Raw genomic sequence first — 15716 nt, forward strand, 5'->3', positions numbered from 1 at the left:
TAGTATGGATTGAGACTTTTCAAGCACCCTCTAAGTATTGTTTACTCTAATATATAGAACTCGTATTTGATTTTTGAAAAAAATTAGGTATTGTAGGGTGCGTCAGACTGCATAAATTCTATCGATAAACAGATTTGTAATATCTGACGCACCCTAAGTATCTTTTCATAAATCAAATATCATTCCTATGGTATTATAGCTGCGATAGCGAAGCGCGACCTAGGAATCGCTCTATCGCTCCAAATCGTTTTTTCAATAGTCGAGAAACCAGAGTGTGTCACTCATATCTCAGAGCTAAAGCCGCTGAGTTTTACGTTTACCGGATACTTCTATAAACAGAGATCATTTTTAATGCTATTTTATCCCATGTATAATTATCTAATATAAATTGCCGGGCGCGATAGCCCATTTCTTTAGATTCTTGAGGATGATTGAAGAAGTTTTCAATTGTAGTAGCAATATCATTAATATTAAGTTCTGTAACATATCCCAGATGTTGTTGCTGAACTATATCACTGAGCGCTACACCAGGGGTAATTATAACTGGAGTACCCGCAGCTAGGGATTCTAGAACTGATATACCAAAGTTTTCGGAATAGGAAGTTAGGGCAAATATATCTGCTCCTTGTATTAATAAATCCTTAATTTCACCCTTGACAAATCCGACAAAATGTGTTCTTTCTTCAATTCCATGAGTTTTCACTAAAGTTTTTACCTCAGTTTCATAATCTGCATCACCGCTACCTGCGACAATGAATGTGAAGCGGTAATGATATAACTTCCCCAATGCTGGAATTAGGTAATCTAAACCTTTTTTAGGATGTAAGCGAGATAAAAATAAGATAATTGCTTCATCTATTGGTAAATTAAATTGTTCTCGCAGCCGTTGATAAGCATCAGGAATTATAGCTGGAATGGAAAGTCCGTGAGGAAGAATAAAACTTGGGGAGGTTAAATTTAATAGTGAAGCTTCTTCTTGTTCTTGTTCAGAAGTAAAATGAATTGATTGACTATGATTAAGATTGGCTTTTTCGATAATTTTCAGATATATTTGCTTTTTTCTAGCACTTTGCTGTAAAGACCATGTACATAGTTGTCCTAGAGGACGAACAATATAGGGAATTTTTTGACGGCGAGCGATCGCCATTGCTATAGTAGAACTATAAGAAAAAATAGCATGAATATGTAATAAGTCATAATTACGAATATTTTGCCATAACCAGATAGTTAATTCTCTAGAAAAAGCAAACTCTCTCAATGAGTGAATAGAAGGAGAAAATCGGGGAAAGAACTGGACAGGAACTTGTTGATAATTTATAAATTTTCCTAAAGGTACATCTAATATATCTTCTCCATTATCATTAGTAGTGATAATTTCTGCATCAATATCATTTTTTCTTAAAGCTTTCACCATTTCTAAAATTGCCTGACTCGGACCACCGCGAACGGTTGCAACAGAGGGAATTATATGGAGAACCTTCATGATTTAATTTGCTCCCACCAATGTTTCAATATTGCTAAAATCCAACGACGATACCAAGGAGTGAGGGAGATATTTGGGGGTGTATTTAGGTTTTGGAAATAATCACCAAATTCACTATTCATCCAACTTTCAAAGGGGAAGGAAAAGCCTTTCTTGGGTCTATTTATTACCCAATCAGGTACTTCTGTAATTGCTTGTGTTAAAAGCTTTTTTCCCTGCTGTAAACGAATACTACTAGGAATTGGGGCAACAGCTTCTAATAAAGCTTTATCTACAAAAGGAACACGCAATTCTAAACCCCAGTTCATACTCATGACATCGCTATCTCGTAGTAATTGATTACGCATATAGCGGCTTAATTCTAAAAAGCTAACTTCATCTTCTGGAGTAGAACCCCACTCTAACCCTCCCCTTAGCAAGGGGAGGGAACTAGATTCCGGTTTCCCCCCTTTATAAGGGGGGACTAAGGGGGGTAACATCGGGATGCTGATTGATAATTGATTAATAATTGTACAAGCTTCTTGATGAGAAAAAATACCTCGAAAACTACGGTAAGCAGCATTAAAACTCGGAGGCTGTTGTAAAAAATCACCCAATCTTTGCATTTTTGGTGAATTTTCCCAACGTTCTAAACCTTTACCTAACACGGTGCTAAATGAGGGTAATATCTGCAATTTTTTACCCCATGCAACCATTTGGGGAACTTTTTGAAAAGACTGATATCCACCAAATATTTCATCTCCTCCTAAACCTGATAATACTACTTTCATGCCATTGTCATGGGCAACTTTAGAGACACAAAATGTATTAAAGCCATCAATACTTGGTTGATCAATTGCTGCGAGGAAATCGGGTAATATGCTCTTAGCAAAGGATGATGTAACTTGATATTCTGTGTGTTTTGCACCAAAATGATTAGCGATTTTTTGAGCTAATTCTCCTTCATTGAATTCTGATTCAGCAAAAGCTATGGAGTAGGTAGATAATTGAGATTTTTGAGTTTGAGTTGCTAAAGCGAGAATGGTTGTAGAGTCAATACCTCCGCTGAGGAAAATTCCCACGGGTACATCACTGATAAAATGATGCTCAATGGAATCTAATAAAGCTTTACGGACTATTTCTCGCGCTTCTGGAGGAGAAATTGCTTCAGGAGTAAAATTTATTTGCCAATATTGTTTTTTAGTAATATTTCCATTCTGCCAATATAGCCAATTACCAGCGGGTAAACAATGAATGTCAGCGATTAAGGTGTATGGTTCGGGAACTGAACCAGTTGTTAAATAACCATATAATCCTTCCACACTCATATTAATTGCAGGTAAACCAGATGCTAAAACCGCTCTGAGTTCGGAAGCAAATACTAAAGTTGTACCTAATTGGTAATAATAAAGTGGTTTAATTCCTAAAGGGTCACGAGCTAAAAAACAAGTTTTTTCTAAATCATCCCAAATCGCAAAAGCAAACATTCCTCGTAAATGCTGGACACAATCAGAACCGATTCTTTGATAGAGTTTGAGAATTACTTCTGTATCTGTTTGAGAATGAAATTTCTCACCCTGGGAAATGAGATTTTCTCGTAGTTCTTGAAAGTTGTAAATTTCTCCGTTAAATGTAATTGAATATCGTCCGTCACTGGTAGACATGGGTTGATTTCCAGCGGAACTGAGATCAAGAATTGAGAGACGAGTATGGGCTAAAGCTGCTTGTTTGTCAGTTGAAATATAAATACCTGCATCATCTGGTCCACGATGTTTTAGTCCAGTTTGCATCTTTTCGATTTTTGCTTCTAAATTACCATAGTTGGTATTTAGTTTAATAATACCTGCAATTCCGCACATAGTTAAGCTTATATATGTATTATGAGTTGGGATAAAAATAATAAGCTGTTGTGCATTTAATTTGTATAAATGAGACAGGCAAGATGCCTGTGCCACAAGAGTTCAAGAATTTATGACTATACAATTTAGCTGCATAACAGCCTATTACAGCCAGGGAATAAATTCCCTAGCTTCCTTGTTTAAATTCCTTTAAATGTCATCTAAATTCACTCCCAAAGCCCGCAATTTTTCAGCTAATTTATCTGCTCGTTGTTTCTCCTGTTCTGCTCTTTCAGCAAAAGTAGGAATCCAATCACCATCTTGATTGTACCAACGTAACCACAAACCTTCTGTATCTTGATATTTTCCTGACCAAACTCCTACTCCTAATTCCAATTCAGGAAACCAGAATTTTGGCTCTACAAGTTCTACCGCTTGATATCTTGTACCAACCAATTGAAATACTCGTAATTTATTTTCATATCTGTCAAAAATAACATAATATGGCGATCGCAAATTATGTTTCATCGCCTCCACCAAAATTATATCAGACGGGGAATTTATGCCCTGGTTTCCTGGCTTCATAGTTTTGTAAATATCCAGCCAAAGTTTTCTGAAACTGCTCAAAACCAAAGGTGTCAATGACCGCTTGACGGAGGGCTTGAGGTTGGTACATTAATAAATTAGGATATGTACCTTGTAAAATTTGAGTAATAGTTTGAGCAATTTCATCTACATCATCAGGATTAACCAATGCACCTAGTTTACCATGACAAAGAGCATCAATTGCCGCGTCTTGATTACTGCCAAGTACGGGTTTACCACAGGCTAATGCTTCTAAGTAAACTATACCAAAACCTTCGCCTTTACTGGGCATGGCAAAAAGATCACAAAGATTGTAGTAATCACAAAGTTCAGCGTCGGGAACAAACCCAGCTAAGGTAACGCAGTTTTCTAATTTAAATTCGGTAATTAATTGGTCAATTCTTGATTTATCATCCCCTTTACCCACAATGATGTAATGAATATCGGGAATTAGGTCACGAATTTTTGGTATTGCTCGAATGATTTGGTCATAGCCTTTATACTGTTCTGAAGCTGATAATCTAGCTACTGTTAAAATAATTGGTTGTTCTGGTTTAAGTTGATATCGGTCTAATAAATAGGTCGGTTTTGGTGCGGGTTTAAATTTAGAACTATCAAATGTGTTATGGAGTACAGAGACTCTTTTTGGGTCAAGGTTTTGTTCTTTCAGGAGGCGATCGCGTGTGTAACCGCTAACTGCTAAAATGCGATCGGCATGATGTAGGGCGCGTTGTAATTTGGGGTTGTCAATGTTCCAAGCATCTACACCATGAGCAATTGTCCAATAGGGAATGCCCCGAAGTTTCTTTAATTGATAGGCGACTGGGGTAAAATTTAGATGGGTAGAGATGATTAAATCAGGATTTTGCCATATTCCCCATGCAAATAGTTGAGCAGCAAAGTCAGGAGTACGCAGGGATAATGGTATAGTTCCAGCGCAGCGAAATCTAGTTGTGGCTACACTGGTAAAATCTGAGGGCGGTTTTTTGTCATGCTTAATAAATATGTCATACTCAGCATCAGGGTGAAGATATTGAATAGCTTGGAGGAAAAAAGCTGAGTAGGTTTGGATTCCACCTTTGAATTCAAACAGGTTGGGCATCCATAGATGAAAAGATGATAACAATTGTTTAATCAAAGTAAAAGTTCCACTTCTTATAGCTATAATTACTGAATATTTCCTGTTATATATTTTACTTCCCTAAACCCATCACGCCTATTTCGCAAATAAATTAAGAATGATTTAGGAAACAACCAACGGAGAATCGCATTCCGGCACAATTGCCAATAGGGACTAAACATGAAATCGAGTCTGTTGTATAATTGAAGACCTTCTGGATAGAAATCTTCTAATTAAAATAATTAACGCTACTGAAGCGGCATAAGAACCTGTAACTTCTGCTAATGCACCTCCAGGCTGGAGGATGGCTAATCCTGGTAAAAACCAAGAAACAAATCCTAGCCAATTGCCATACAATAACTTACAAGCTGCTGAGATATCAATAATTCTGATGATTGTGCCTATGACCATAAACCCCAGAAAAACACCTGTAGAGCCAAAGTTGAGATAGAATTCTAAAACTTGCCCCACACCCACACTAGTACCATCCTCAAACTTTTGTCCTGTATAGGAAGTAACAATATTCCCACTTCCAGCAAAGATAGGTTTATCAGGCCACAGAAGTCGGGGAATAGGGGCAACTGCTGCTTGTAATAATGTTTCACCTAAAGCATAACTTGCTTGTCCAAGATTGATGTATTCAACAGCTTTGCCAACTAATCCATTTTGATTGAGCCTTGTGTCAATAGCTTCTAAATGAGATTGGTTAGAAAAATCAATTATTTCAAACTTGCTAAAGGTATTGATCATCCGTTCATATTTTGCTTCTATACCCTGTCCTCCCCATACTGTGGCTCTAATTTCTCCTCTATCTCTGAGGTAGGTAACAAACGCAGATAGTCCTAAAGCAAATACCAAAAATCCGGTGATTAAAATATGCCAACGGGGACGATAAAAACTGGATATAAAAATGAGGATAACTAAGGTAGCCGCAGCGCCGTAACCAATAAAACCGAGCACGTTAATAGTAATTAGGGGTATACTACAACTGGCAGCCAGCCAGAAGAAAAAAGCTTTTTTATCTTGCTCATGCCATGCTTTCCAACAAGCCAAACATAATGATACAACAATTAGGTAGACCCCTGATGTACTAAAACCCTGAAAACCGGGGATACGACCAATAGTAGGAGCGATAATCAGCGTGAAAAAGAACCCCACTTGTAGCAACTGTTTGGGTAATTGCAAATCAGGGTTTTGGGGAACTTGTCTGAGCCAACTTGGTTGAAATATGCGTAGTATCCAGTAAGCTAAAATGGTGCTACCTAAACCAAAGCCCATGACACCATAGACGCTTTCGATGAAACCGGCGGAAACTTGAGCATAGGAAGCCCCTGCTTGCAGCAGGTATGCACCTTTGGGTTTATACCAAGGTAAAGCGTAAACAACTCCACCAAAAAAATGAATCATTGACAGGGATAATAAGTAAGCAAGGGGTAAACCAACGCTAGGAACTTTCCGACTCCACTGGTCGCGGACTACGGAGGCACATATTGCTACCCAAATCACCAACCAGATAATTAACTCAGAGCGATTTTCCATGAAGTTACTTTTGTCCTTGGTCTCAATAATCTCTGCCAATTATAGTAAAATCCTGAGCAACATTACTCCAATCTCTAGGTTGAAAGTCTTCATATACTCTCTTGTTCTTAACTACTCGACATCCTGGGTAAGTTTTACTTAAAAAATCTATTTGTGTGTCAAGGTCCAACAACTGGGTTTTTGTGCTGACACGGGCATAGAGAACTCGCTCTTTGTCCGTTGAGACTGTTTTGATAAATGCTGATTCTGGATATCTCCGGTGTCCACCAGGGGAACGGATACATTCTATTTTCCCTAAGTCAGCCAATTCTGCCGTTGTCTTAGGGTAATAACCAAATTGTTTGTAAACTTGTTCTGGGGTTAGGTATTTTATCTTGCCGTTCAATACGATTAACCCCAGTATACTACGTTATTTTGAGATTAAATCATTTGACAACATGGTTTTTAGGCGATCGCTATAGGTATGATTTCCTTGAGTAATGAGTAAATGGGCATTTTTGGCTAAACGTTGGCGTTCTTGGTCGTGATCCAGCAGCCAATGTGTTTTTTCTAGCATTTCTGAGATGGTATTAAAGTAAACAACTGCTTCACCTTCTTGACCAAAAATTTCCCGATGTTCTTGAGTATCTTCAGTTAACATACATGAACCAATAGCCGGGACTTCAAAGGTTCTCATACAGTTACCATCACGATTTGCTCTTCTGACTAAACATAGGGAAATTTTAGCACTAGTAATGGCTAATCTCAGGGTAGGAACATCTGCTTGACCCTGGGTATGAGCCTTAGTTTCTGGGTATTTTTCCCAATAACCGCCATATAGGGCTAAATTGATGCCTGATTGGATTAAAGCACTCATATAAGGAACGCGATCGCGGTCTGCCCCTCCTGCAAAAACAACATCGGGAACGGTTGTATCTAGGTTGATGTTAGATGGGTCTTCGGGATAGAATAATTCATCATCATAACCAAATGGTAGATATTCTACTCTCGAACAACCTGCGTTCAGCAAGTCTTGTATATTAGCACGACGGGGGGAAAAAACAACGTCGTAATGGGGTAAAGCTTTGAAAAACCAGGGCGCGTAGTGAGCGCGGTTAAAAGGATCATCGGTGAGGAAGTTGAACCGTTTAATTCCCATTTGACCAATTTGTTGTAAGGCTAAATGGTTAATAGCAGCTATTCCTGTGGTTAATAGCCATTGTGGTTGAAGGTTGACACATTGTTTAACTACATCTTGGCTAAATGTATTCAAATTTGATGGATATCTACCTCGCAGATGCCAATTAATGGTTTTTAGCCATTTAGGCGCTTCATAGGCTAAATCAACACTAATAAATCTCGGCTCTAGATGGAGATTTTTGGCAACTTTTAAAAAAGTACCACCTATATGAGTAGTACCAGATAAACCAATAATCAGTAATTTCACAATAATTGAATTTTAACTAAATTTTTTAGCAGAGTGAACTATAAGCTGTTGCTATGCCTTCGGCAGCTTTTTCCACAGAATAATTACTAACTTGTAATTGACACTGCTCTTGAATCTCAGAGTTATTGCACAAATACAAGCTATCTTTTATGTTATTAGCCAAACTATCAATAGAATTAGTTTCAAAAATATTACCCGTTACACCAGGTTTAACTAGATCAGACCCACTTCCTACGGCTTGAGAGACAATACAAGGGAGTCCGTGATGTAACGCTTCATTGACTACCAATCCCCAAGTTTCTGAATAGCGACTTGGTAATATTAGTATATCTGCTGCATGATAATAATGACTCAATTGAGTTTGATTCTGAAAACCCAGAAAATGTACTTTGGTATTAGGTAAATTTTCGGCTTGTTTTTCTAGTTGTGCTTTTAATTCTCCATTCCCTAAAAATAAGACTACCAACTGTTTTTTAATTTCTTCAGGTAATTTTTCAATTGCTGGTAAAATTAAATCTACACCTTTTCTATAACTGAGTTTGCCTGAAAATAATAAAACTTTTTCTGTGTTTGTGATCCCTAATTGCTCACGAGTAGTATTTCTTAATAATTTTCTATCAGCCGCTTTCAGTTGAAATGATTGAGTATTAACACAATAAGGAGAGAAAACCAGTTTTGTATCTGACAATCCCAATCGCTGAAAATGTCTTTGAGAATTTTGACCAATATAAAGTAATTTAGAGCAACTCTGATAAACTACAGATAAGGTGCGATCGCGTATCCAAGATTTTATTTTATTTCGTTTGATGGCATGATCCGTTGTTTCTCCACGAAATAAAATAGGAATCTGCAATTTCCACCCTTGATAAAAAGCGGCTTGATATAAGCGATGACTATAACCTGTGATTAACAAAGCTTTTGGCTGTACTTCTCTGAGCGTTGCTGCTAGTCCTTGAGCAGAAACTTCTTCAAAAGACTGCGCTCCTCCAGTTTTGACATGGGATAAAAATTTTGATGAATAGCCTGATAGTAAGTCTGTATCCCAGGCAAATTTTGCGCCAAATTCTTTATCTTTGTAACCAACCACACTAAAATCAGAGCCGTAAATTACAGTTATTGGTATACCAATTTCTGTGCTTAAGGTTCGGTAAACGGGGGCGCGATACTGAATGGGATGTGTGTCTATGACAGCAAGCATAAGTAATTATGTTTTTAGTGTAAGATATATTGATTTTTAATTTCCGTGTTTAACTCCAAACTATTAAATCATTCGTTCTTTGCAAAATAACCTACTATCCATTGTCCTTTGGAAAATGGATTACCTAAGTTATCAACTATCATTGGCAAATAATACCGTAAAAAAGTTTTAAATTTAATGTTTGTTATTTTCGTTCGGCTCAGAAGTCCATCATAAAATAATGGGTAATAAGTTATGTCTCCCATTGATACTGTGAAGCAACTTACAGTATTAAATTTTATGGAATTGACTAATTTATTTAAAGATTTTGTAGAAAAACCAAGAACGTGCATATCTGGATAAATTGCCCCAGCAAGTTTTGGTTTCTTTGAAAATAGCTGACGATATCTATTAACAAACATTGCACATAATGGCTCACGATTAGGAACTATAACGACTAAAATTCCTGATGGTTTTAGAACTCGATATAATTGGTGTAGAAAATCTCTAGGTTCTGGTATATGCTCAAGAACATGGGATATTCTCACTACATCAAAGGTATTAGCTGGAAATTCATCTATAGATGATTGATACTGAATGTCAAAGTGCTTATTGGCAAAATAAGCTCCATGTTCACTAGATTCTACACCAAAGACGTTCCAATCTCTAGATTTAGCAACTGCCAGAAAAATGCCAATTCCACAACCAACATCTAAAATATTTCTCCCATGAGATACTTTTTCTAAAGTAGATAGTTGACGTAAATAGGAATCCTGCATTTCAGCAACCAAATTATTAGCTGCGTTTTGAGAAAAATCAAATAACTCCGAATACCAGCCATTATCATTAGCAGACATAGGGCGTACTGAATTTTTCAGAAAGCATAAATCACAATCCTGACAATGAAGCACATCTTCATCGAAAGAGATGCCAATTGTAGAGCCTTGTCCGCCGCAAGAGGGGCATTGTTGTTCACTTAATATCACCATAACATCCAATCTCATTAAATAAAGTAATTGAACCGAACTTTGATCAAGAAATAAAGAAAGTTTGTATTAGAACTTAATTCATTTGATTTTTAACCACTTCAAATTGAGTTTCATAATTCCACTCATTTAAAATCCTTTGTCTACCTTTTTCCCCCATTGCTTTCATTTCTAGAGGATGTTCCAAATACCAGCGGATAACATCAGCAATGCTATTAACATCTTCAGGATTACAGGATAATCCATAACCGGGTTCAACATACATTTGTTTCCAGTCGGGTAAATCTGACACTACCAAGGGTAAACCACAAGCTAGATAATCAAAGGGTTTATTGGAAGCACCGGTCATTGGTTCTCTGGTAGGTTTAATAAATAGTGATAAGCCGATATCACATTTACTACACCATTCCAGTAGTTCTGATCGTTTAGATAATGTTCCTACATACTGAATGCGATCGCCTATACCTATCTTATTTGCTAATGTTTGTAATTCTTTCACATAACCCCGATGCCCTATAGTTTCATATCCAGCTATCCTAAGTTTAACATTTTCGGGTAACTGTGCTAAAGCTTTAATGATTATAGAAGGAAGTTGAGTGGGAACTATTGAGCCATGATACCAAAGCCATAATTCATCTTTGTCATTTAATATATTGGGATGAAATACTGCTTGTTTGCTTGGACAGTTCCAAACACAAAGAGAATGTTGATTATTATTAAGTTCTTTGTCAAATAAATCGGCTCTTTGTTGATTAGGTAAGATACAGAATTTAGCTCGGCGTGCTAATTTTTCTCTTGCTTGTAAACACCAATTTATAAATAAACTGTTAGCTTTTGTGCTTGGTGAATCATGTTCGTGATAAATAACTTTTATACCGGGTAAAAAAGTCAATATTAAAGCTATCGGGCAAACTAAAAAATCTGAAGCATATACCCATTGAGGTTGCCAACGTAACACCGATATCAACACCCAAATACAATATCTCATGTAATGTAATTTTTGCCACCAGCCAGGCTGACAAAAGGGTATTTGATAGACGGTAATATGAGGATGAGGTGGAAACCTTAAAGCGTCTCCGCCTGATGCTCCTGTCCCTAAAAACAGCACTTCCCAATCGGCTTGGGCTAAAATCCGAGAACTATGTTCTAAAGGGGGATAAATTGCGGGGTTTGTGTATTGGATGTATAAGATGCGATTTTTTGATTTAATCATTAGTGCAGTAATAATATTTGATTTTTTGAAGGTTTCAGATCCCCGACTTCTCTCAGAAGTCGGGGATCTGATTTTCTTATTTTATTTACAGAGTGAAGGTTAAAGAATTTCCCCAAGGACCAATTTGAGATTTCATCAATTAGCGATCGCTTTCAAGATAAACAAAGTATGTCTCAGGAGATATAAGTTAGCTTTATGGCATAGAGGAAGCTTAACACCGGAAAACGACTTGCACCAAATGTAGGTAGAAAATCATTTTTTACTTTTCTTTACACAGATTGGTTTTATTGTGTTCACTTACTTAATAAAAGGCATTATTTTTTAGTTTTGACGTTTTTCTTTTCAGCGCCCCTTAGATAGTCTGGATGATTATATTCAAAGATTACATCAATCCAGGGCATAGTTAACTTGACTAAAACAGCATAAATACTTACCCATTTATAAGCAGAAATAATTTTGAGTTCATCATTTTTGTTAATAGGAGAGAAAGTTTTGCTAGACCACTCTTTGAGTAAGTTAGATTTTTCTCTTTGATGTACATTTTCTAGATTAGAAGTTTTAGAATCTAAATGTAAACGAAAGTAACCCAATCTCTGGGTAGTATGAGCAACTTTCGCACCAGAATAAATCTGATAGAACCACCACAAATCTAAACAGAAGTGGTAATTTTCATTGAATTTCAAATTTTGAAATTTGGTGTGATTCCAAAATGTGCTCTCCTGCGGAAGTTCGTAACGGAGATTAAATACTATAAAAGGAAAGACAAACGGTTTAAATATGCGAAAATGATGCCGCCACCAACTCCTACGTAATAAATAATATTTGGGTTTATATTGATTGGGCTTTCTATTACCAACTAAAATATCACATTTTTTGCTATAAAATATCTTGGCTATATCTTGGAAAGCAGATGGTAGATACATATCATCGCTATTAAGGTAAGCTAATATATGACCTGTAGCTTTTTCTAATCCTTTATTAATCGCATTTGCCTGTCCTTTATCCTTCTCACTCACCCAATAAGTCAACCAAGGTTCATACTTTTTAATAATCTCCACTGAATCATCTGTGCTGTTACCATCAATTACAATATATTCTAAATTAGGATAACCCTGAAGCAACACAGAACGAATAGTTTCTTCTATAAATTGCCCATAGTTATAATTTGGTGTAACAATACTAATCTTTGGCCATTCTGAGCCATCAGGCATTTTATCAGGTACTTGGGGACTCGATTCAGTCCAAGGCCAGCCTGTTTTACCGCTTGGGGGTGGTGGAAGTTCGCTTAAAGTGGGACAACGCATATACTTATTATACTCCTTATTAGGATTAAAACTTTTAGACTTACAACTGTTCTCAAAAGAAATTTGATTTTACTGGAACATCTCGCGGAAAAATATCTTGTTAATTATTGTCCATGATGGTTTTCAAGTCTTTGAGCGATAGCGAAGCGCTGCTGCAAGCAGTTCGCCTGTACTGGTTGATCTAGAGGCTATAATCACATTATATATTCAGTTGCGATGCCTACTGCGAGGGAAGCGATCGCCTGACCTGTTGGTATAGTTCTATATATAGCGGTTCTCGATTAATTGAGATACAAGAACCCCACCCCCAACCCCCTCCCCGCAAGCGATGAGGGGGCTATGATGTATCTCATGCAAGTGTATACTGCTATATCTTTTTTCCTGCATTTCTAAAGTATATTCTTTAAGGGCGATAGCGAAACGCTGCTGCAAGCAGTTCGCTCGCCAATTTTCGTTCATTTTTTCCCCTTAATTATTTATCTTAAAATAACGTTACAATCCCCAATGACTAATTTGAAATTTCATAAATTAGCGATCGCTTTCAATTAAGATAAACAAAGTATATCTCAATTGCCGCTACCCTAGACGACAAAAGGGTATTTGATAGACTAAATGAATATTCGGGGATGGTTTGCAAGTCTTTGAGCGATAGCGAAGCGCTGCTGCAAGCAGTTCGCCTGTACTGGTTGAACTAGAGGCTATAATCACATTATATATTTGGTTGCGATGCTTACTGCGAGGGAAGCGATCGCCTCATCTGTTGGTATAGTTCTATATATAGCGGTTCTCGATTAATTGAGATACAAGAACCCCACCCCCAACCCCCTCCCCGCAAGCGATGAGGGGGCTATGATGTATCTCATGCAAGTGTATACTGCTATATCTTTTTTCCTGCATTTCTAAAGTATATTCTTTAAGGGCGATAGCGAAACGCTGCTGCAAGCAGTTCGCTCAACAATTTTCGTTCATTTTTTCCCCTTAATTATTTATCTTAAAATAACGTTACAATCCCCAATGACTATTATTAGCTCACTTATAACACACTTATTTTATAAGTTAACAGTAGTTATCCCCTATATTTGAATAGGATTTTCTCCTCAGCTTGTTTAAATTCAATATCAAATAAATCAAACACAACTTCCCTACCCAATAAAACTTCTTGGCAATCCTCATTTTGTAACCAGGCAACAGGAGCAGAAAAGGTATAATTATCAATCTGCATTTCAACTTGTCGGAGTACATATTGTACACTCCCCCCTACTCCTTCTCCATTACTCAGAACTTCTCCTTGAGAGAGGGCATATCCTAAGTCTGTGCCTAAATAAAATGTAATTAGGCTAATATCCGAACCAGAATCTACAAGCATTTCCAGGATTTTAGAATTTTGAAAAGTTAGACAGACTTCGTATTTTGGCTGCCAATCATGTTTTTTGACTGTTCTAAAACGCACTGGGAAAAACTTCACTGGCTCAACAAATTCGTTCTCGTAGATCCGCTCAGTGATGTAGTCAGAAGATTTTAAGTTCTGAAGGTCAATTTGCTGTGTCATGATTCTATAATCTTGGTGATGAGCTATTACACCATCCTTAGTGTAAATAATCCATTCTCCACGATATTGTTTTAGTTTTCGGTAATTTGCTTTACGCCATTCTTTGGCACTATTGTATTTTTCGTTCATATTTAGCTATAGGAAAGTCGGGGATCTGGGCATGATCAGATTATGTATTCAGTTACCATTATATTTATTTCTTTAATCGCCTAATTACTGACAATATTAGATGTCTTGTAGACAAAGTTCCAGATTTTGGTCAGATATTTTCTGTACTTTGGCCTTCTGATCAATATCTCAAAAGAGATCCTCAAAAGGTTGCATGGAGGGACTGAGATCAAAAAGACCATCAAAGCCCAACTCACTGTTCAATACTATCCGGTTCTGTCACTCTCGCACAACAATAATCGAATCTATTTTTTTTAACTCTGATTTTATACAGGTTTGCGATCGTCGTTCTCTAATGGATGAATAATAGAATAACACATAGTTAATTAGTGTGCGCTAGGTTCAGAGATTCTGATTCAAGTGTCATCTTTATTGTCAGTATATTTTAATTAACTCCTTTGAATAATTGATACCTGCGAAAGAGTTTCATTTAACCAAGCGATCACCTTCAAGATCAACAGTTTCAGATCCCCGACTTCTTAAAGAAGTCGGGGATCTGATTTTCTTATTTTATTTATAGAGTGAAGGTTAAAGAATTTCCCCAGTGACCAATTTGAGATTTCATAAATTAGCGATCGCTTTCAAGATAAACAAAGTATATCTCAATTGATTATAAGTTGTCTTTAGGGGATAGACTAGACTAAATGTGAAAATTTACTGGTTTTCTAACCAGCTTTCTAACTCAGAAATATCCGTAAAATCAAGTAATTGATCAACCAACATTTCAATTACACTTAGTTTCAAACCCCGAATTCGATCTTCAATGGCAGAATCTAAAGAACCAAATTGCCGTGTCAGAAGACGCAGAACTATACTCACTGCTTCTTCTTGCTTTCCTTCTTGCTTTCCTTCTTGCTTTCCTTCTTGCTTTCCTTCTTGCTTTCCTTCCTGTTGTCCTTCAGCAAAGACATCCTGATAAAAACGGGTTTGTTTGAGGTCTACGTCTGTTATTCCTATCATCTGCTGTATTTCCTCTCTACTTAAAATAGGCAGTTTATAAACCATGATAGTCTCTAACAAATCAATTAGTTGCAATTGCAATTGTCTTTGAGTTATTTGTCCATAGGTTTCTTTAGCAATTTCTTGTGCTAAAACTGCACTTTTATCCGCAGGAGTAACAATCAGTTTCAGCAACTTCAGACTGATAGGGGCATTTGCTGGAGGTTCTAATTCATCCAAGTATATACGGTGGACTCTGGAACTTGCCAATAATCACATTATATACTCAGTTGCGATGCCTGCTCCAAGGGCAGCGATCGCCGGACTTGTTGGTATAGTTCAATATAGCGGTATGCACTTGCATAAGATACATCATAGCCCCCTCATCGCTTGGGGGGAGGGGGTTGCTC

13 protein-coding genes are annotated in these 15716 nt (G+C 37.0%); all 13 read right to left on the minus strand.

All coding sequences use genetic code 11. The features are described from left to right. Positions 1-316: 316 nt before the first annotated feature. The 13 genes from CA730_RS20465 to CA730_RS20530 all read right to left on the minus strand — a co-directional run bounded on the left by CA730_RS20465 (position 317) and on the right by CA730_RS20530 (position 15576). Positions 317-1483, minus strand: a complete 1167-nt coding sequence (locus CA730_RS20465) for a glycosyltransferase (RefSeq protein WP_096670084.1) — start codon at positions 1481-1483, stop codon at positions 317-319. Continuing rightward, entirely contained in the window at positions 1480-3321 is a 1842-nt protein-coding gene (asnB, locus tag CA730_RS20470; protein ID WP_096670086.1) for an asparagine synthase (glutamine-hydrolyzing), read from the minus strand. Before asnB ends, CA730_RS20465 begins: the two co-directional genes overlap by 4 nt. Before the next feature lie 189 nt (positions 3322-3510). Further along, entirely contained in the window at positions 3511-3885 is a 375-nt protein-coding gene (locus CA730_RS20475; RefSeq protein ID WP_407919749.1) for a PDDEXK family nuclease, read from the minus strand. Next, positions 3848-4987, minus strand: coding sequence for a glycosyltransferase (locus CA730_RS20480; protein WP_096670088.1), 1140 nt, complete (start codon positions 4985-4987; stop codon positions 3848-3850). Before CA730_RS20480 ends, CA730_RS20475 begins: the two co-directional genes overlap by 38 nt. A gap of 192 nt (positions 4988-5179) precedes the next feature. Continuing rightward, positions 5180-6544, minus strand: coding sequence for a hypothetical protein (locus CA730_RS20485; RefSeq protein ID WP_096670090.1), 1365 nt, complete (start codon positions 6542-6544; stop codon positions 5180-5182). Positions 6545-6566: 22 nt separating this feature from the next. Further along, the gene (locus tag CA730_RS20490; protein ID WP_197705471.1) at positions 6567-6929 is read right to left on the minus strand and encodes a hypothetical protein; all 363 of its coding nucleotides are present in this window, start codon (positions 6927-6929) and stop codon (positions 6567-6569) included. A gap of 24 nt (positions 6930-6953) precedes the next feature. Beyond that, on the minus strand, positions 6954-7970 hold the full coding sequence (locus CA730_RS20495; protein WP_096670092.1) for a CgeB family protein: 1017 nt from the start codon (positions 7968-7970) through the stop codon (positions 6954-6956). A 25-nt stretch (positions 7971-7995) separates the two neighbouring features. Further along, positions 7996-9168, minus strand: a complete 1173-nt coding sequence (locus CA730_RS20500) for a glycosyltransferase family 4 protein (RefSeq protein WP_096670094.1) — start codon at positions 9166-9168, stop codon at positions 7996-7998. A gap of 68 nt (positions 9169-9236) precedes the next feature. After that, positions 9237-10136 (minus strand): class I SAM-dependent methyltransferase, encoded by a 900-nt coding sequence (locus tag CA730_RS20505; protein WP_172891221.1) that lies wholly within the window; start codon positions 10134-10136, stop codon positions 9237-9239. 73 nt (positions 10137-10209) lie between these two features. Next, positions 10210-11346 carry a glycosyltransferase gene (locus tag CA730_RS20510; RefSeq protein ID WP_231939898.1) on the minus strand — a complete coding sequence of 379 codons (1137 nt, stop codon included), beginning with the start codon at positions 11344-11346 and terminating at the stop codon, positions 10210-10212. Between the two features lie 314 nt (positions 11347-11660). Then, positions 11661-12650 (minus strand): glycosyltransferase family 2 protein, encoded by a 990-nt coding sequence (locus tag CA730_RS20515; RefSeq protein ID WP_096670098.1) that lies wholly within the window; start codon positions 12648-12650, stop codon positions 11661-11663. Between the two features lie 1066 nt (positions 12651-13716). Next, entirely contained in the window at positions 13717-14328 is a 612-nt protein-coding gene (locus CA730_RS20525) for a retropepsin-like aspartic protease (RefSeq protein ID WP_028091101.1), read from the minus strand. Between the two features lie 693 nt (positions 14329-15021). Beyond that, positions 15022-15576 (minus strand): DUF2887 domain-containing protein, encoded by a 555-nt coding sequence (locus tag CA730_RS20530; RefSeq protein WP_096670102.1) that lies wholly within the window; start codon positions 15574-15576, stop codon positions 15022-15024. Positions 15577-15716: the final 140 nt, after the last annotated feature.

Source organism: Dolichospermum compactum NIES-806, from assembly GCF_002368115.1.
Classification (GTDB): Bacteria; Cyanobacteriota; Cyanobacteriia; order Cyanobacteriales; family Nostocaceae; genus Dolichospermum; species Dolichospermum compactum.